Origin of the sequence: Streptomyces sp. NRRL S-244 (assembly GCF_000717915.1) — a bacterium.
GTDB lineage: Bacteria > Actinomycetota > Actinomycetes > Streptomycetales > Streptomycetaceae > Streptomyces.
In genome coordinates, this window is sequence record NZ_JOCX01000004.1 from 1 (window position 1) to 18951 (window position 18951).

The 18951-nt window shown below is 70.8% G+C and carries 12 protein-coding genes, 1 tRNA gene and 1 rRNA gene; 12 read left to right on the forward strand and 2 right to left on the reverse strand.

Annotation, left to right across the window (positions count from 1 at the left end):
• The 3 genes from rrf to IF02_RS0106110 all read left to right on the forward strand — a co-directional run.
• Positions 1-97 (forward strand): 5S ribosomal RNA (rrf, locus tag IF02_RS33010); the annotation flags it as partial.
• Positions 98-102: 5 nt separating this feature from the next.
• A tRNA-Thr gene (locus IF02_RS0106105) sits at positions 103-178 on the forward strand.
• Positions 179-381: 203 nt separating this feature from the next.
• Positions 382-999, forward strand: a complete 618-nt coding sequence (locus tag IF02_RS0106110; protein WP_030154226.1) for an HdeD family acid-resistance protein — start codon at positions 382-384, stop codon at positions 997-999.
• Positions 1000-1021: 22 nt separating this feature from the next.
• Here IF02_RS0106110 and IF02_RS0106115 read toward each other — a convergent pair whose 3' ends face one another.
• Positions 1022-3607, reverse strand: a complete 2586-nt coding sequence (locus IF02_RS0106115; RefSeq protein WP_078621916.1) for a SpoIIE family protein phosphatase — start codon at positions 3605-3607, stop codon at positions 1022-1024.
• A 168-nt stretch (positions 3608-3775) separates the two neighbouring features.
• Here IF02_RS0106115 and IF02_RS0106120 point away from each other — a divergent pair, with 168 nt between their 5' ends.
• The 9 genes from IF02_RS0106120 (at position 3776) to IF02_RS33520 (ending at position 18201) form a co-directional block, all read left to right on the forward strand.
• Entirely contained in the window at positions 3776-9307 is a 5532-nt protein-coding gene (locus IF02_RS0106120) for a HAMP domain-containing protein (protein WP_199809183.1), read from the forward strand.
• A gap of 277 nt (positions 9308-9584) precedes the next feature.
• Positions 9585-10265, forward strand: coding sequence for a response regulator (locus IF02_RS0106125; RefSeq protein WP_030154229.1), 681 nt, complete (start codon positions 9585-9587; stop codon positions 10263-10265).
• Positions 10266-10409: 144 nt separating this feature from the next.
• The gene (locus IF02_RS0106130) at positions 10410-13223 is read left to right on the forward strand and encodes an FtsK/SpoIIIE family DNA translocase (RefSeq protein ID WP_051695939.1); all 2814 of its coding nucleotides are present in this window, start codon (positions 10410-10412) and stop codon (positions 13221-13223) included.
• A gap of 217 nt (positions 13224-13440) precedes the next feature.
• Positions 13441-14331, forward strand: a complete 891-nt coding sequence (locus IF02_RS0106135; RefSeq protein WP_030154231.1) for a helix-turn-helix domain-containing protein — start codon at positions 13441-13443, stop codon at positions 14329-14331.
• 115 nt (positions 14332-14446) lie between these two features.
• A complete protein-coding gene (gene rimO / locus IF02_RS0106140; RefSeq protein WP_030154232.1) occupies positions 14447-15931 on the forward strand; it encodes a 30S ribosomal protein S12 methylthiotransferase RimO in 1485 nt (494 codons plus the stop codon).
• The gene (gene pgsA, locus IF02_RS0106145) at positions 15928-16584 is read left to right on the forward strand and encodes a CDP-diacylglycerol--glycerol-3-phosphate 3-phosphatidyltransferase (RefSeq protein ID WP_030154233.1); all 657 of its coding nucleotides are present in this window, start codon (positions 15928-15930) and stop codon (positions 16582-16584) included. The genes rimO and pgsA overlap by 4 nt, the downstream gene beginning before the upstream one ends.
• Before the next feature lie 98 nt (positions 16585-16682).
• Entirely contained in the window at positions 16683-17171 is a 489-nt protein-coding gene (locus tag IF02_RS0106150; protein WP_030154234.1) for a CinA family protein, read from the forward strand.
• A gap of 109 nt (positions 17172-17280) precedes the next feature.
• Positions 17281-17661 (forward strand): helix-turn-helix domain-containing protein, encoded by a 381-nt coding sequence (locus IF02_RS0106155; protein ID WP_030154235.1) that lies wholly within the window; start codon positions 17281-17283, stop codon positions 17659-17661.
• 210 nt (positions 17662-17871) lie between these two features.
• Positions 17872-18201 (forward strand): hypothetical protein, encoded by a 330-nt coding sequence (locus IF02_RS33520; protein ID WP_420708099.1) that lies wholly within the window; start codon positions 17872-17874, stop codon positions 18199-18201.
• Here IF02_RS33520 and IF02_RS0106160 read toward each other — a convergent pair.
• Positions 18149-18919, reverse strand: coding sequence for an SDR family NAD(P)-dependent oxidoreductase (locus IF02_RS0106160; protein ID WP_199809185.1), 771 nt, complete (start codon positions 18917-18919; stop codon positions 18149-18151). The two genes, IF02_RS33520 and IF02_RS0106160, sit on opposite strands and share 53 nt — an antisense overlap.
• Positions 18920-18951 lie beyond the last annotated feature (32 nt).

The window sequence follows — 18951 nt, forward strand, 5'->3', positions numbered from 1 at the left end:
GGAAACGCCCGGTTACATTCCGAACCCGGAAGCTAAGCCTTTCAGCGCCGATGGTACTGCAGGGGGGACCCTGTGGGAGAGTAGGACGCCGCCGAACAACCCGCCCTTTTAGCTCAGTCGGTAGAGCGTCTCCATGGTAAGGAGAAGGTCAACGGTTCGATTCCGTTAAAGGGCTCCATCGAAGAAGGCCCCCGCCATATGGCGGGGGCCTTTTTTGTTTTTGGCTGCCAACTCGGGGCCGGCCGACGGGCCGGCGGGTCCACGCGAGCTGGACGAGCACGCTGAATCACAACGGTCTACGGTGGTTGTGAAGGGCACATAAGGTAAGTCCGGCGGCTCCGAGGTGGTCCCACGGGCCGCGGCCTTGGCCCGGGAGGCGTGATGACCGAATCCCCCGACGTGGCGCCGCACCGTACGCAGAGCGACCCTGACGACTACCTCAAGCAGCTCGGAAGCTCGTGGCACTGGGCACTCGGCTTCGCCCTCGCGACCCTGATCCCCGGCATCCTCATTCTCGTCTGGCCCGACGAGACGCTGCACATCCTGGCCGTCATCATCGGCCTGCAGTTCCTGGTGGCGGGCGTCTTCCGCTTCGTCACCGCCTTCTCACACGGAGGCGACGGAGGCGGCAGCAGACTGGCGGGCGTCCTGATCGCCATGATCGCGATCCTGGCGGGCGTCCTGGTGCTACGGCATCCGATGCAGACGATCGGCGTGCTGTCCCTGATCGTCGGGGTCTTCTGGTTGCTGACCGGAGTGCTCAGGGCATATACGGCGATCGCAGACCGCGCGCTCGTGCACCGGGGCCTGCTCTTCGGCCTGGGCATGCTCGGCGTCGTGGCCGGAGTCGTCGTGCTCTGCTTCCCGGTGGACTCCGCCGTCGCCCTGACACGGCTGCTGGGACTCTGGTTCGTCCTGCTGGGTGTCTTCGAACTGGTGATGGCCCTCGCACTGCGGTCTTCCACCCGCCGGGTCATGAAGGCGCCGCCCACGGTGTGAATCACCGACGGGCTCGGCCGCCTCAGTCGCCCGTTCGCTGCTGGGGGACGCGGAAGGCCAGGATGGCCATGTCGTCCGAGGCGGGTTCGGCCGCGAAGCGTTCCACCGCGCGCAGGATGCGGGCGGCTACGGCGCCGGCGGTGAGGCCCGTACAGGTGGTGAGCACCTCCGCGAGGCCGTCGTCGCCCAGCATGCGGGTGCCCTCGCGGCGTTCGGTCACGCCATCCGTGACGCAGAGCAGTACGTCGCCCGGGTCCAGCGTGAGGGTCTGTTCGTAGAGGTCGAGGTCGTCGATCACGCCGAGCAGCGGCTGCGGGTCCGCGGCCGCGGTGACCTGGCCGTCCGGGCGCAGGCGGAGCGGTAGCGGATGGCCGGCGCAGACGACCTTCATCAGGGCGCCGCCGTCCGGCTGCGGGTGGAGTTCCCCGTACAGGAGGGTCAGGAAGCGGCTGCGGGCGCCCTCGTCGAGGATGGCCGCGTTGAGCCGCTCCAGTACGGCCGGACCGCCCAGCCCTTCGCGGGCCAGCAGGCGCAGGGCGTGCCGGGCGAGGCCGGTGACGGCGGCCGCCTCGGGGCCCGTACCGCAGACGTCGCCGATGGCGAAGCCGTACGCGCCGTCGCGGATCGGGAAGACGTCGTAGAAGTCGCCGCCCACCTCGTTGCCCTCGCCGGCCGCGCGGTAGATGACCTCCACCTCCATGCCGGGGATCGCGGGGGAGCCGGGCGGGAGCAGGCTGCGCTGCAGGGAGCGGCTGATCGCGGTGCGCTCGGAGTAGAGGCGGGCGTTGTCGAGGGCGAGGGCGGCCCGGCGGGAGAGGTCCTCGGCGAGTTCGAGGATCTCCTGGCGGAAGTGCTCCTCGGACGGCTTGCCGAGGGTCAGCATGCCGATGACGCGGTTGCGGGCCAGGAGCGGGAGGACGACGGTCTCCCCGCCGACGGCCTGGGCCGTCGCCGGCCACGGCCGGGCTCCGGCCTCGCGGACGGGTTCGGGCGGGCTGACGCGGGAGAGCAGGGCCTTGAGGCCGTCGATGCGTTCCTCGTCCTCGTGCAGGACGTACGAGAGGTACGGGTCCGAGGACTGGTCGGCGATGGTGTAGACGGCGCACCAGGTGGCCAGGGTCGGGACGGTCATCTGGGCCATGAGGGCCAGGGTCTGGTCCCGGTCGAGGGTGCCTGCGAGCAGGTCGGAGGCCTCGACGAGGAAGGAGAGGGAGCCGCGGCGCAGCCGTTCCAGCTCGCCGAGGCGGGCGGATTCGACGGCGAGGGCGATGCGGTCGGCGGCGAACTGGAGGCGCAGGGCCTCGGCGTTGGAGTAGCGGCCGGGGTTCTCGGCGGCGACGCCGAGCGAGCCGGTGAGCCGGCCTTCGACCTTGAGCGGGACGGTGATCACCGAGCGCATGCCGGTGGCCTCCAGGAGCGGGACGGCTCCGGGGACGGCGGCGAGGTCGTCGTGGACGGCGGGCATGCGGGCGGAGCCGTACCGGTTGGTGCCGGCCTCGACGGGGACGCGGGCGAAGCGCTGGCGGGTGGAGGGGAGCCCGGTCGTGGCGCGGACCTCGAGCTCCGTCTCGTCGTCGGTGGCCAGCAGCAGGAAGGCGGAGTCGGCGTCGAGCATGTCGCGGGCTCGTTCGACGGTGCGCTGGAGGAGGCCGTCGAGGTCGTCGGGGGCGGGTGAGCCGATGAAGACCTCGAAGGGGTCCGCGGGGCGGGGCTCGGTGAGCTGGAGGCTGTCGGCGGGGGCCACCCGTACGGGGGTCTGGAGCAGGGCCCGCTCGTCGTCGTGGACCAGCAGGCAGACGATGGAGGGCTCGCCGTGGGCATCGCGGACCCGCAGGTGGGAGGCGTACACGGGGATGACGCGGCCGTCGGCGCCGCGGATGCCGTAGCTGCCCTCCCAGCGGGACAGGCGCAGGGCCTCGGCGATGCCGGTGCCGGTGCCGGGGGTCTGGGGCCAGGCGGCGAGCTCGGCGAGGGGGCGGCCGAGGACCTTCTCGGCGGCGTAGCCGAAGACGTGCTCGGCGTCGTCGTTCCAGGCGGAGATCGAGTCGGAGGCGTCGATCTGGAGGACGGCGACGCGGACCCGGCTGTCGGCGAGGGGCAGGAGGCGGTCCGGGACGACCGGTCCCGCGGATCGGGTACCGACCGGACGGTCCGGGAGGTCGAGGCGGAACCACACGTGTTTGTGGGTGGCCGTGTACTCGACGCCCCAGCGGGTGGCGAGGGCGGCGCAGAGCATCAGCCCGCGGCCGTTCTCCCGGTCGGGGTCGGCGTACGGGCGCTCGCCCGGGTGCTGGAGCGGGAGCTCGCGTTCGGGGTAGCGGTCGGCGATCTCGACCCGTACCCCGTCACCGGAGCGCAGGCACAGGACCTCGGCCTTGGTGCCGGCGTGGACCACGGCGTTGGTGACGAGCTCGCTGGTGAGCACCACGGCGTCGTCGACGATGTCCGCGAAGCCCCAGCCCTGCAGGGTGTCGCGGACGAACGCCCGGGCCGCGGCGACCGAGCGCCCGAGGGGGTCGAAGCTGGCAGCCGCCCGAGCCGTGATCACGAATCTCCTTCGACGCGGTTGGACATCGGGTGCCAGGTTACTTACCTTCGCGGTCGGCATGGTGCCGTCGTCCGGGATTCCACCCGCAGGGTGCGGCCGGTGTGCGATGGTGCCGAAGTGTTATGGCCGGGTTCGGCCAGAGTGAAACACTGGGCAGGATCGGATAGCCGGGCGTGCGACTCGCCGGGTGTCGGTGGAACAGCGGTCGACCCTTTCGGGAGGGACACGGTGGAGTCTGGCGCAGCGGTGCGGCGTACGGGAACGCGCCCGAAGGGCGGGAGGTCCCGCCGCAACGGCACGACGGAAGTCGATACCGCGGCCCTGAACCGGCTGCTCACGGCCCTGGTGTCGATGCGGGACGGGAACTTCCGCAAACGGCTGACGGTGTCCGGCGACGGGGTGATGGCGGAGATCGCCGCCGTCTACAACGAGGTCGCCGACCGCAACCTCCACCTGACGGGAGAGCTCTCCCGGGTGCGGCGGATGGTGGGCCGCGAGGGCAAGCTCAGCGAACGGCTGGAAACAGGCGCTTGTGAGGGCTCCTGGGCGGCCGCGATCGACGCCTCGAACCAGCTGGTGGACGATCTTGCGCGGCCGGTGTCCGAGGTGGGCCGGGTGCTGTCCGCGGTCGCCGAGGGCGATCTGGACCAGCGGATGGACCTGCGGACGCAGAGCCCGGACGGGGCCGGGCATCCGCTGCGCGGTGAGTTCCTGAAGGTCGGGCGTACGGTCAACAACCTGGTCGACCAGCTGTCCGCGTTCACCGACGAGGTGACGCGGGTCGCGCTGGAGGTGGGTACCGAGGGCAAGCTCGGCGGTCAGGCCCAGGTCCGCGGGATGTCGGGTTCCTGGAAGGACCTGACCGACTCCGTCAACACGATGGCGTACCGGCTCACCGCTCAGGTGCGTGATATCGCTCTCGTCACGACGGCGGTGGCCAAGGGCGATCTGTCGCGCAAGGTCACGGTGCACGTGGCCGGCGAGATGCTCCAGCTGAAGAACACCGTGAACACGATGGTGGACCAGCTGTCGTCGTTCTCCTCCGAGGTGACGCGGGTCGCGCGCGAGGTGGGTACGGAAGGCGAGCTCGGCGGCCAGGCGAAGGTGCCCGGGGTCGCGGGCGTGTGGAAGGACCTGACCGACTCCGTCAACACCATGGCGGGCAACCTGACGGCCCAGGTGCGGGGGATCGCGCAGGTCACGACCGCCGTGGCCAACGGTGATCTGTCGCAGAAGGTACGGGTCAGCGCGCGCGGCGAGGTGGCGCAGCTGGCCGAAACGATCAACCAGATGACGGAGACGCTGCGCACCTTCGCGGACGAGGTCACGCGCGTCGCGAGCGAGGTCGGGGCGAAGGGAACGCTCGGCGGCCAGGCGCAGGTGCCGGGGGCCGCGGGTACGTGGAAGGACCTCACCGACTCGGTGAACACGGTCTTCCGCAACCTCACCACGCAGGTGCGGGACATCGCGACGGTGACGACGGCGGTGGCCAACGGCGACCTGTCGCAGAAGGTCACGGTCGACGTGGCCGGCGAGATGCTGGAGCTGAAGAACACCGTCAACACGATGGTGGACCAGCTCCAGTCCTTCGGCGCGGAAGTGACGCGTGTGGCCCGTGAGGTCGGCGTCGAGGGTGAGCTGGGCGGTCAGGCGCAGGTGCCGGGTGCGGCGGGTACGTGGAAGGACCTCACCGATTCGGTGAACACCGCCTTCCGCAACCTCACCGGCCAGGTGCGCAACATCGCGCAGGTGACGACGGCGGTGGCCAACGGCGACCTGTCGCAGAAGGTCACCGTGGACGTCTCGGGCGAGATGCTCCAGCTGAAGAACACCGTGAACACGATGGTGGACCAGCTGTCCTCGTTCGCGGACCAGGTCACGCGGATGGCGCGGGACGTGGGCACGGAGGGCCGGCTGGGCGGCCAGGCGCGGGTCGAGGGGGTGTCCGGCACCTGGAAGGAGCTCACCGACTCCGTCAACTTCATGGCCGGCAACCTGACCTCGCAGGTGCGGCAGATCGCGCAGGTGACCACGGCGGTGGCCCGCGGCGACCTGTCGCAGAAGATCGACGTGGACGCGCGCGGCGAGATCCTGGAGCTGAAGAACACCATCAACACGATGGTGGACCAGCTCTCGGCCTTCGCCGAGCAGGTGACGCGGGTGGCCCGGGACGTGGGTACGGAAGGCCGGCTCGGCGGTCAGGCGCAGGTGCCCGGGGTGGCCGGCGTATGGCGCGACCTGACGGACTCCGTCAACGGCATGGCCGGGAACCTGACCTCGCAGGTCCGCAACATCGCGCAGGTGGCCACAGCGGTGGCCCGCGGCGACCTGTCGCAGAAGATCGACGTGGACGCGCGCGGCGAGATCCTGGAGCTGAAGAACACCCTCAACACGATGGTGGACCAGCTCTCGAACTTCGCGGAGCAGGTGACGCGGGTCGCCCGCGAGGTGGGCACCGAGGGCATCCTGGGCGGCCAGGCGGAGGTGAAGGGGGTCTCGGGCACCTGGAAGGACCTCACGCAGTCCGTCAACTTCATGGCGAACAACCTGACCTCGCAGGTGCGCAACATCGCCGAGGTGACGACGGCGGTCGCGATGGGCGATCTCTCCAAGAAGATCACCGTCGATGCGAAGGGCGAGATCCTCGAACTCGTCACCACCGTCAACACGATGGTGGACCAGCTGTCCTCGTTCGCGGAGCAGGTGACGCGGGTCGCCCGTGAGGTGGGCACCGAGGGCATCCTCGGAGGCCAGGCGCGGGTGCGCGGGGTGACCGGCATCTGGAAGGACCTCAGCGACAACGTCAACCTGATGGCGAACAACCTGACCTCGCAGGTGCGCAACATCTCGCAGGTCTCGGCGGCGGTCGCCAACGGCGACCTGACCAAGACGGTCACGGTCGAGGCGCGCGGCGAGGTCGCGCAGCTCGCCGACACCGTCAACACGATGGTGAAGACCCTGTCCTCCTTCGCGGACGAGGTCACGCGCGTGGCCCGCGAGGTGGGCACCGAGGGCCGCCTGGGCGGTCAGGCGCACGTGCCGGGTGTGTCGGGTACGTGGAAGGACCTCACCGATTCGGTGAACTTCATGGCCTCCAACCTCACCGGCCAGGTGCGGCAGATCGCCATGGTCACGACCGCCATCGCCAAGGGCGACATGACCAAGAAGATCGACATCGACGCCCGGGGCGAGATCCTGGAGCTGAAGACGACGATCAACACGATGGTGGACCAGCTGTCCTCGTTCGCCGACCAGGTCACGCGCGTGGCCCGCGAGGTGGGCACCGAGGGCATCCTGGGCGGCCAGGCGCGGGTGCGGGACGTGGACGGCACCTGGCGCGACCTCACGGAGTCCGTGAACGAGATGGCCGGGAACCTGACCCGCCAGGTGCGCGCGATCGCGGCCGTGGCCACCGCGGTGACCCGCGGCGATCTGAACCTGAAGATCGACGTGGACGCGGCGGGCGAGATCCAGGTCCTCCAGGACAACATCAACACGATGATCGCGAACCTGCGCGACACCACCTTGGCCAACAAGGAGCAGGACTGGCTGAAGGGCAACCTCGCCCGGATCTCCGCCCTCATGCAGGGCCGCCGCGAACTGGACGACGTGGCCTCGCTGATCATGAGCGAGCTGACCCCGGTGGTCTCGGCGCAGCACGGGGCGTTCTTCCTGGCGCTGCCCTCGGGCGGCACCACCGAGATCGGGACCGACGGCGGCCTGGACGGTTCGTACGAGCTGCGGATGCGCGGGAGTTACGCGTACGCGGGCGGGGCGGTGCCCACGTCCTTCCGGCCGGGGGAGGGGCTGATCGGGACCGTCGCCGAGGAGAAGCGGACGATCCTCGTCGAGAACACCCCGCCCGGCTACCTGAAGATCTCCTCGGGGCTCGGGGAGGCGCCGCCGGCGCATGTGATCGTGCTGCCGGTGCTGTTCGAGGGGAAGGTGCTCGGCGTCATCGAGCTGGCGTCCTTCCAGCCCTTCACGCAGATCCAGAAGGACTTCCTGAGCCAGATCGCCGAGATGATCGGTACGAGCGTCAACACGATCAGCGTCAACTCCAAGACGGAGATGCTGCTCAAGCAGTCGCAGGAGATGACCGAGCAGCTGCGCGAGCGCTCCGACGAGCTGGAGAACCGGCAGAAGGCGCTCCAGGCCGCCAACGCCGAGCTGGAGGAGAAGGCGGAGCTGCTGGCCCAGCAGAACCGGGACATCGAGGTGAAGAACACCGAGATCGAGGAGGCCCGGCAGGTCCTGGAGGAGCGCGCCGAGCAGCTCGCGGTCTCGATGCGCTACAAGTCCGAGTTCCTGGCGAACATGTCGCACGAGCTGCGCACGCCGCTCAACTCGCTGCTGATCCTGGCCAAGCTGCTCGCCGACAACGCGGACGAGAACCTGTCGCCCAAGCAGGTTGAGTTCGCGGAGACCATCCACGGGGCGGGCTCGGACCTGCTCCAGCTGATCAACGACATCCTCGACCTGTCGAAGGTCGAAGCCGGGAAGATGGACGTCTCGCCGACCCGGATCGCGCTCGTGCAGCTCGTGGACTACGTGGAGGCCACCTTCCGGCCGCTGACCGCGGAGAAGGGCCTGGACTTCTCGGTACGGGTCTCCCCGGAGCTGCCCGCGACCCTGCACACGGATGAGCAGCGACTGCTCCAGGTGCTGCGCAACCTGCTGTCGAACGCGGTGAAGTTCACGGACACCGGCGCGGTGGAGCTGGTGATCCGGCCCGCCGGGGCGGACGTGCCGACGGCGATCCGCGAACAGCTGCTGGAGGCCGGCTCGCTGCTGGAGGCGGACGCGGACCTGATCGCCTTCTCGGTGACGGACACCGGGATCGGGATCGCGGCGAGCAAGATGCTGGTGATCTTCGAGGCGTTCAAGCAGGCCGACGGGACCACCAGCAGGAAGTACGGCGGCACGGGGCTCGGGCTGTCCATCAGCCGGGAGATCGCCCGGCTGCTGGGCGGGGAGATCCACGCGGCGAGCGAGCCCGGCCGCGGGTCCACGTTCACGCTCTACCTGCCGCTGCACCCGAGCGAGCTGCCGCCGCAGGGGTACGCGCCGCCGACGCCCGGCGGCGGGCGCGGCGAGGTGTACCGCAGGCAGGCCGACGGGGCGCGGCCCGCGCTGCCGGCGACTCCGGCGGCGCCCGTCTCCGCGGCGCAGCAGCAGGCGCAGCACGTACGGCCCGCGCTGCCGGCCGCAGAGCCGGCCGGTCAGGGGCAGGGCGGCGCCGCGCTGTTCCGGCGGCGGCGCAAGGCGCTGAGCGACCTGGAGCCGCGTACGGCGGTGCCGGGGCAGCCGAACGCGCTGGGGGCCGAGGACGGTTGGGCCAACCCGGAGGAGGAACTTCCGGTGGTGCCCCGGTCGTACGACTTCCACGGCGAGAAGGTGCTCATCGTGGACGACGACGTCCGCAACGTGTTCGCGCTGACCAGCGTGCTGGAGCAGCACGGACTGGCGGTGCTGTACGCGGAGAACGGCCGGGAGGGCATCGAAGTCCTGGAGCAGCACGACGATGTGACGGTCGTACTGATGGACATCATGATGCCCGAGATGGACGGGTACGCGACGACCTCGGCGATCCGGCGGATGCCGCAGTTCGCCGGGCTGCCGATCATCGCGCTGACGGCGAAGGCGATGAAGGGGGACCGGGAGAAGGCGATCGACTCCGGTGCTTCCGACTATGTCACCAAGCCGGTCGACCCGGACTATCTGCTGTCGGTGATGGAGCAGTGGATGCGCGGCAAGTGATCGACGGCCGAGCACTCTGATACCAATTGCTGACTGACTGTGGCGAAAACGGTGTGAAAGGGCGGGAGGCGGGGAACCTTCTGCTCTCCCACACCGTTTCTGCTTCGTGCACAGTGACATCTTGGTGACAGGGTGTGGCGATCTCGGGACTGGGGCTACGATGACCGGCACAAGGACGGACGGCGCAAGGATGCCGTCCTCTTCTGGGGCGGGGCCCGGCGTACCGGCCGGTGCCAGGAGCCGGGGAGGCCCCATGCCGGGGCGAGGAGGACAGGGCATGGTGCAGAAGGCCAAGATCCTCCTGGTCGATGACCGGCCGGAGAATCTGCTGGCGCTGGAGGCCATCCTCTCCGCGCTCGATCAGACACTGGTCAGGGCGTCATCGGGGGAGGAAGCGCTCAAGGCGCTGTTGACGGACGATTTCGCGGTCATCCTGCTGGATGTGCAGATGCCCGGGATGGACGGATTCGAGACCGCCGCGCACATCAAGCGGCGTGAACGGACCCGGGACATCCCGATCATCTTCCTCACCGCGATCAACCACGGTCCGCACCACACGTTCCGCGGCTATGCCGCCGGCGCGGTGGACTACATCTCCAAGCCCTTCGACCCGTGGGTGCTGCGGGCCAAGGTCTCGGTGTTCGTGGAGCTGTATACGAAGAACTGCCAGCTGCGCGAGCAGGCGGCGCTGCTGCGGCTCCAGCTGGAGGGCGGCGGCTCCAACGGCGACGGCAGCAAGGAGACGGCCGGCCTGCTGGCCGAGCTCTCCGCGCGGCTCGCGGCGGTCGAGGAGCAGGCCGAGGCGCTGACCAAGCAGCTCGGCGAGGAGTCGGCCGACGCGGCGGTCGTGGCGACCGCGGCCCATCTGGAGCGCAAGCTCACCGGACTGCGGCGGGCGCTCGACGCCCTGGAGCCCGGGGCCGGCGGGGGAACGCCGGTGCTGCCCGCGCAGAACTGAGCCCGTCGAGGGGCCGGCTGCCGGGCCGTTCGGGCAGCTCCCGGATCTGGCGGTGCGTCAAAGCGCTGACACGGGGCGCGACACGAACGGGTGAAGGGGTGGGCACGCGTGTCCACCGGCGCGCGCACCGGTAACCTCGGCCCCATGGCCTCACGTACGTCCGGCAAGGGTTCCCAGAGCGCAGCGGGCACCGCGAAGGGCCGCACCGGCCGGACGACGGCGCCGGCGAAGAAGGCGGCCCCCGCGCGCGGGTCCGCGGCGAAGAAGGCCGCGGCGCCCCGGCGCGCCCCCGCCAAGAAGGCGGCGCCCAAGCCCGCGCCGTCCCCCACCGGGGGCGTGGTGCGGTTGGTGCGCGCCGTGTGGCTGGGCTGTGCGCACGCGGTCGGCGCGGTCTTCCGCGGGGTCGGCCAGGGGGCCAAGAACCTCGACCCCGCCCACCGCAAGGACGGCGTCGCGCTGCTGCTGCTCGCCCTCGCGCTGATCGTCGCCGCCGGTACCTGGTCGAACCTGAGCGGTCCCGTCGGGGATCTGGTCACCATGCTGGTCACCGGCGCCTTCGGGCGGCTGGACCTGCTCGTGCCGATCCTGCTGGGCGTCATGGCGGTACGTTTCATCCGCCATCCCGAGCAGCCCGACGCCAACGGCCGGATCGGCGTCGGCCTCTCCGCGCTCGCCATCGGCGTCCTCGGCCTCGTCCACATCGCCTGCGGGGCGCCCGGCCGCGACGAGGGCACCACCGCCATGCAGAACGCGGGCGGGCTCATCGGCTGGGGCGCCTCGAAGCCGCTGATCTTCACGATGGGCGCGCCGCTGGCCGTGCCGATGCTGGTGCTGCTCACGATCTTCGGACTGCTCGTGGTCACCGCCACCCCGGTGAACGCGATCCCGCAGCGGCTGCGGCGGCTCGGGATCCGGCTGGGGATCATCGCCCCGAACGAGTACGACGAGGGGTACGCCGAGGACGGAGCCCCCGCCGACCGGCACGACCCCGAGCAGTGGCGGGCCCGGTCGGGGGCCGCCGGTGCGGGCGCCGCCGCGGATTCCGCCGGTCCCGCCGACGCCGCCGAGGAGCAGGCGCTCGCCCGGCGGCGGCGCCCGCGCCGGACCCCGGCCCGGCCGGCCGCCGAGCGGGAGATGGACGCCGTCGACGTGGCCGCGGCGGCCGCCGCCGCGCTGGACGGGGTGGTCTACGGCGGGATGCCGCCCTCCCCGCTGGTGGCCGACCTGACGCACGGCATCTCGGCGGAGCGCGAGGGAGCGGAGATCACCGCTCCGGTGCCGCCCGCGCGGGTGGAGCGGCCCAAGGCCGCTGCCCCGGCCCCGGCCCCGACCCTGGACGAGGCCCGGGACCCGGAGCGGGCCGAGCCGCCGCACGACACCACCGCGGCGGCTTCGGGGACCCTGTCCGTGCCGGACCTGACCAAGGCCCCGCCGCAGACCCAGGCCCTGCCGCCCCGCGCCGAGCAGCTCCAGCTGCGCGGGGACATCACGTACGCCCTTCCCTCGCTCGACCTGCTGGAGAAGGGCGGGCCGGGCAAGACCCGCAGCGCCGCCAACGACGCGGTCGTCGCCTCGCTGCGCAACGTGTTCACCGAGTTCAAGGTCGACGCGGACGTCACCGGCTTCACCCGGGGGCCGACGGTCACCCGGTACGAGGTCACGCTGGGCGCGGCGGTCAAGGTCGAGCGGATCACCGCGCTGACCAAGAACATCGCGTACGCGGTGGCCTCGCCGGACGTCCGGATCATCAGTCCGATCCCGGGCAAGTCGGCCGTCGGCATCGAGATCCCCAACACCGACCGCGAGATGGTCAACCTGGGCGACGTGCTCCGGCTGGCGGACGCGGCCGAGGACGACCATCCGATGCTGGTGGCGCTCGGCAAGGACGTCGAGGGCGGCTACGTCATGGCCAACCTCGCGAAGATGCCGCACGTGCTCGTCGCCGGCGCCACGGGCTCCGGAAAGTCCTCCTGCATCAACTGCCTCATCACCTCGGTGATGGTGCGGGCCACCCCGGAGGACGTCCGGATGGTGCTCGTGGACCCCAAGCGCGTCGAGCTGACGGCGTACGAGGGCATCCCGCACCTGATCACGCCGATCATCACCAACCCCAAGCGGGCCGCCGAGGCGCTCCAGTGGGTCGTGCGCGAGATGGACCTGCGCTACGACGACCTGGCCGCCTTCGGCTACCGGCACATCGACGACTTCAACCAGGCCATCCGGGACGGCAAGATCAAACTGCCGCCGGGCAGCGAGCGGGAGCTCAGCCCGTACCCGTACCTGCTCGTGATCGTCGACGAGCTCGCCGACCTGATGATGGTGGCCCCGCGCGACGTCGAGGACTCGATCGTCCGGATCACCCAGCTGGCCCGCGCGGCCGGCATCCACCTGGTGCTCGCCACCCAGCGGCCCTCGGTGGACGTGGTCACCGGCCTGATCAAGGCGAACGTGCCCTCGCGGCTCGCCTTCGCCACCTCCTCGCTCGCCGACAGCCGGGTCATCCTCGACCAGCCCGGCGCCGAGAAGCTCATCGGCAAGGGCGACGGGCTGTTCCTGCCGATGGGGGCGAACAAGCCGGTCCGCCTCCAGGGGGCTTTCGTCACCGAGGACGAGATCGCCGGGATCGTGCAGCACTGCAAGGACCAGATGGCGCCCGTCTTCCGGGACGACGTCACGGTCGGGCAGAAGCAGAAGAAGGAGATCGACGAGGAGATCGGCGACGATCTGGACCTGCTGTGCCAGGCGGCCGAGCTCGTGGTCTCCACCCAGTTCGGGTCGACCTCGATGCTCCAGCGCAAGCTCCGGGTGGGCTTCGCCAAGGCCGGCCGGCTCATGGACCTGATGGAGTCGCGGGGGATCGTCGGCCCGAGCGAGGGTTCGAAAGCGCGCGACGTGCTGGTCAAGGCGGACGAGCTGGACGGGGTCCTCGCCGTCATCCGGGGAGAGACCCAACCGTGATTCTCGGGCGGGCAACCGTTTCCCTTGGGCCCGCGTCAAGTTGAGGGAGGTGGCGGCACCCTGCCCGGTGCAGGGCCGCCACAGCACCCGGACTTCCCACACTGTTCGGATTGCCATTCGGATGGCGTAGGAAGTCCACCCTCCGGTTGCTCCACCCTTTCGTCACCCCCCTAGACTGGACATCCAGCAGGTGGCTACACGCTCGAAAGGCGCCCTCGTGTCCATCGGCAACTCCAACTCCCCCGAAGATGAGCGTCCTTCGACCGACGACCGGTCCGAGGACCGCATCATCGAACGCACGGACGAAGGCCCGTCCATCGGGACGGCCCTGAAGAAGGCCCGGATCGCCGCCGGGCTCACTGTCGACGAGGTCAGTTCCACCACCCGCGTGCGCATCCCGATCGTGCACGCGATCGAAGCTGACGATTTCACGCGGTGCGGCGGCGACGTCTACGCCCGCGGTCACATCCGCACGCTCGCCCGCGCCGTCCACATCGATCCGGAACCCCTGGTCGACGCGTACGACGCGGCCCACGGCGGCCGGCCGGCACCCACGCCCGCCGCGCCGATGTTCGACGCCGAACGCATCCGTCCCGAGCGGCAGCGGCCCAACTGGACCGCGGCCATGGTCGCCGCCATCGTCGCCGTGATCGGCTTCGTGGGCTTCACCGCCTTCAGCGGCGGCGACGCGAAGGACAAGCGGACGGTGGCGGACGCCTCCGCCGCCCCGCAGGCAGCGCCCAAGCAGTCGGCCGGGAAGCCGGCCGCCCAGCCGACCCCGAAGGCGCCCAAGCCGGAGCCCTCGGACAGCGCGATCGCCGCCGCGCCCAAGGACCTCGTCACGGTGGTCCTGACGGCCAACGACGGCGAGAGCTGGATCTCCGCGAAGGACCACAGCGGCCGGCTGCTGTTCGACGGGACGCTGGCCCCGGGCGAGTCCAAGACCTTCACGGACAAGGAGTCCATCGACCTCGTCCTCGGTGACGCGGGGGTCGTGAAGCTCTTCGTGAACGGCAAGGAGATCAAGGACGACTTCCAGCCGGGTCAGGTGGAACGCCTCACATACACCAAGGACGACCCCCGCCAGGGACCGGCCCAGGCGGGCTGATATGGCGCTGAATCCGTGATTCCGGGTCCCCGGGGTGCTGCGCCGCACCCCGGGGATCTTGGTTTACCGGGACTTGGGGCGGGGGTCGGCGTTTGGACAAAGTAGTCTTGAGTCCATGCCCGAACGCCGTACCGTCGCCCTTGTCACTCTTGGCTGCGCCCGTAACGAGGTGGACTCGGAGGAGCTCGCAGGCCGCTTGGCGGCGGATGGCTGGGAGCTCGTCGAGGACGCCGCCGATGCGGACGTAGCCGTCGTCAACACCTGCGGCTTCGTCGAAGCCGCCAAAAAGGACTCCGTAGACGCCCTCCTGGAAGCCAACGATCTCAAGGATCACGGCAAGACCCAGGCCGTCGTCGCCGTCGGCTGTATGGCCGAGCGCTACGGCAAGGAACTCGCCGAAGCGCTCCCCGAGGCCGACGGCGTGCTCGGATTCGACGACTACGCCGACATCTCCGACCGCCTCCAGACCATTCTGAACGGCGGCATCCACGCCTCCCACACCCCGCGTGACCGGCGCAAGCTGCTGCCGATCAGCCCCGCGGCCCGCCAGGACGCCGCCGTGGCCCTCCCGGGCCACGCCCAGGAGCCCGAGGCCGCCCCCGCGGACCTCCCCGAGGGCCTCGCGCCCGCCTCCGGGCCGCGCGCGCCGCTGCGCCGCCGCCTGGACAAGAGCCCGGTCGCCTCGGTCAAGCTCGCCTCCGGCTGCGACCGGCGCTGCTCCTTCTGCGCCATCCCCTCGTTCCGCGGCTCCTTCATCTCGCGCCGCCCCAGCGATGTGCTGGGCGAGACGCGCTGGCTCGCCGAGCAGGGCGTCAAGGAGATCATGCTGGTCTCCGAGAACAACACCTCGTACGGCAAGGACCTCGGCGACATCCGCCTGCTGGAGACCCTGCTGCCCGAGCTGGCCGAGGTGGACGGCATCGAGCGCGTCCGCGTCAGCTACCTCCAGCCGGCCGAGATGCGGCCCGGCCTGATCGACGTACTGACCTCGACCCCCAAGGTCGTGCCGTACTTCGACCTGTCCTTCCAGCACTCGGCCCCCGACGTGCTGCGCTCCATGCGCCGCTTCGGTGACACCGACCGGTTCCTGGAGCTGCTGGACACCATCCGCACCAAGGCCCCGCAGGCCGGCGTCCGGTCCAACTTCATCGTCGGCTTCCCCGGCGAGAGCGAGTCGGACTTCAAGGAGCTGGAGCGCTTCCTCACCCACGCGCGGCTCGACGCGATCGGCGTCTTCGGCTACTCCGACGAGGACGGCACCGAGGCCGTCACGTACGAGAACAAGCTGGACGAGGAGACGATCGCCGAGCGGCTCGCGCACATGCAGCGCCTCGCCGAGGAGCTCACCTCGCAGCGCGCCGAGGAGCGGATCGGAGAGACGCTGGAGGTACTCGTCGAGTCCGTGGAAGCGGTCGACGAGGACGGCGACGGAGCCTACGGGCGGGCCGCGCACCAGGCGCCCGAGACCGACGGCCAGGTCGTCTTCACGGACAGCACGGGCCTGGTGCCCGGCCGTATCGTGACGGCGAAGGTGGTCGGCACGCTGGGCGTGGACCTGGTGGCCGAGCCCCTGCACCTCGACGAGGAGGCGGCCGGATGACCGGAGTCCCGGCATCTGCGGCGGGCGGGACCGGCCGCCGGCCCGCGCCCGGCGCGAAGCTGGGGGCCGCGGCGGTCAATCAGGCCAGTCTGTGGAACATCGCGAACATCCTGACGATGATCCGGCTCGTCCTGGTGCCGGGATTCGTCCTGCTGCTGCTCGCGGACGGGGGCTATGACCCCGTCTGGCGGGCGTGGGCCTGGGCCGCGTTCGCCGTCGCCATGATCACGGACATCTTCGACGGGCACCTCGCCCGTACGTACAACCTGGTCACGGACTTCGGGAAGATCGCCGACCCCATCGCCGACAAGGCGATCATGGGGTCGGCGTTGATCTGTCTCTCCTGGCTGGGCGACCTGCCCTGGTGGGTCACCGGGCTGATCCTCGGGCGGGAACTCGGGATCACGCTCATGCGTTTCTGGGTCATCCGGTACGGAGTGATTCCCGCCAGCCGGGGCGGCAAGCTCAAGACGCTGGCCCAGGGGACGGCGGTGGGCATGTACGTGCTCGCGCTGACCGGGCCGCTGGCGAGCTTGCGCTTCTGGGTGATGGCGGTCGCCGTCGTGCTGACCGTCGTCACCGGTTTGGATTACATCCGCCAGGCCGTGGTGTTGCGGCGCCAGGGTCTGGAAGCGGAGCGGGCCGCAAGGTGACATACGCGGTGGGGGAATCTCCGGTGGTCGGTGGGGCGTCTTCGGGCGCCGCGGAACCGGCCGGAGAGACCGGGGCCACCGCTGCGCTCGCCGCGGAGGTGCTGCGCCTGCTTGCGGAGAGTGACCAGACGCTCGCCGTCGCCGAATCGCTGACCGGCGGGATGGTGGCCGCGGAGCTCACGGGCATCGCCGGTGCCTCCCGCTCGTTCCGCGGTTCGGTCACGGCGTACGCCACCGAGCTGAAGCACCGGGTCCTGGGGGTGGACGCCGGGCTGCTGGCGGCGGAAGGTGCGGTGAACGCGCAGGTCGCGGCCGAGATGGCGGACGGCGTACGGCGCGTGCTGGGTGCATCGTGGGGGATCGCGACCACCGGAGTCGCAGGGCCGGACCCGCAGGACGGGCAGCCGGTCGGCACCGTTTTCATCGCCGTGGCGGGTCCGGCGGGCAGGAAAACCGTCCCGCTGAGGTTGAACGGCTCCCGCGCGGAAATCCGTAGGGAGAGTGCACGGACAGTGCTCGAACTGCTCTCGAGCGAACTCCGCGAGAATGCGCGGGGGCAGGATACGGAACAGAACGGGGGGATTTGATGTTTGCAGCCCTGAGTGAACACGACATAGCTCCCCGCACGGCCGCGGCGCGAGGCGGTACGGTGGGGCGTGAAGGATGCGGCTACACGGTCAGAGGAGGGAGCCACCGATGATTCTGCTCCGTCGCCTGCTGGGTGACGTGCTGCGTCGGCAGCGCCAGCGCCAGGGCCGTACTCTGCGCGAAGTCTCCTCGTCCGCCCGAGTTTCTCTCGGCTATCTTTCCGAGGTGGAGCGGGGGCAGAAGGAGGCATCCTCCGAGCTGCTCTCCGCGATCTGCGACGCGTTGGACGTACGGATGTCCGAGCTGATGCGCGAGGTCAGCGACGAGCTGTCGCTGGCTGAGCTGGCGCAGTCGGCCGCGGCAAGCGAACCGGTCACGGTGCCGGTCCGCCCGATGCTCAATTCGGTCTCCGTGGCTTCGGTCGCGGGCGGGCCGGAGCGGGTGACCATCAAGGCGCCTGCGGAAGCGGTGAATGTCGTAGCCGCGTGAGCTCGATGCGCGAGCTGTGAAGAAATGAGCGTGGCCGGAGCCCCGGTCGGTGCGTGATGCACCGGCCGGGGCTCCGGGCCGTTCTGGGTGCGCGGCCCGGGGGTGTACGGGAGGATGGGGAGTCCGGACGAGTCCGGATCGCGGCCCTGATCCCGGGAGGCAGCCGTGCGGCGGTTACTACGGATACCTCCGGTACTACGGATACCTCCGGTGCTGGGCACACCCCCGGCGGTGGCCCTCGCGGTGGCGATGGGCGCGCTGTGGTGGTGGGCGGTGTTGCGGCTGGCGCTGGCGCCGGGCGAGTCCGGTCCGGTGGAGGGCGCGGTGGCCGTGGGCGGCTGGGGGCTGGGGCTGCTGCCCGTGCACTGCACGCCGGGGCCCGTACGCAGGGCCCGGCGGGCGGCGGCCGAGGAGTCGGGAGCCGACGGGCCGGAAGCCGAGTCGGTCGACGGGGTCCCGGCCGACGGGGTCCCGGCGGACCGGGCGGCTACCAGGGCATCGACACTCCGCCGTTCGGACGCAGGATCTGGCCCGTCATGAACGACGAGGCGTCCGAGGCGAGGTAGAGCACGGCCTGGGCGATGTCCTCGGGCTCCCCGACGCGGCGCAGGGGGGACATCCGTACCATCGCGGCCTCCGTCTGCTCCTGGGCCTCGGGGCTGTGCCGGCCGGTCATGGGGGTGCGGATCCAGCCCGGGGCGACGGCGTTGACGCGGATGCCGTGGGGGCCGGCCTCGGTGGCGAGGGTCTTGGTGAGCTGGACGACGGCGGCCTTGGCGGCGCTGTAGCAGAGCAGGCCGGGCTGGGCGGCGTCCACGGCGCCGGAGGCCATCGTGATGATCGAGCCGGGACGGCCGGCCGCGATCATGGCGCGGGCGGCCTCCTGGCAGGTGCGCAGCACCCCCTTGAAGTTGATGTCCAGGACCCGGTCGAGGTCCTCGTCGGAGGTCTCCAGGACGCTGCTGGAGTGCATGACCCCGGCGATGGCGGCGGTGATGTCGAGGGGTCCGGCGGCGGTGACGGCGGCGCGCAGGGCGGCCCGGTCGGTGACGTCGAGCGGGTGGACGGTGGCGGACCCGCCGGCCTTGGCGACGAGGTCGGCCGTCTCGGCGAGGCCCTGGCCGTCGCGGTCCGCGCAGTGCACGGCGGCGCCCGCCTCGGCGAGGAGGACGGCGGTGGCGCGGCCTATGCCGCTCGCGGCGCCGGTGATCAGGGCGGTCCGGCCGGTCAGGTCGTACGGGGCTCTGGGTGTGGGCATGCCGGGACGGTACGACCGTATCTGACGGAGCG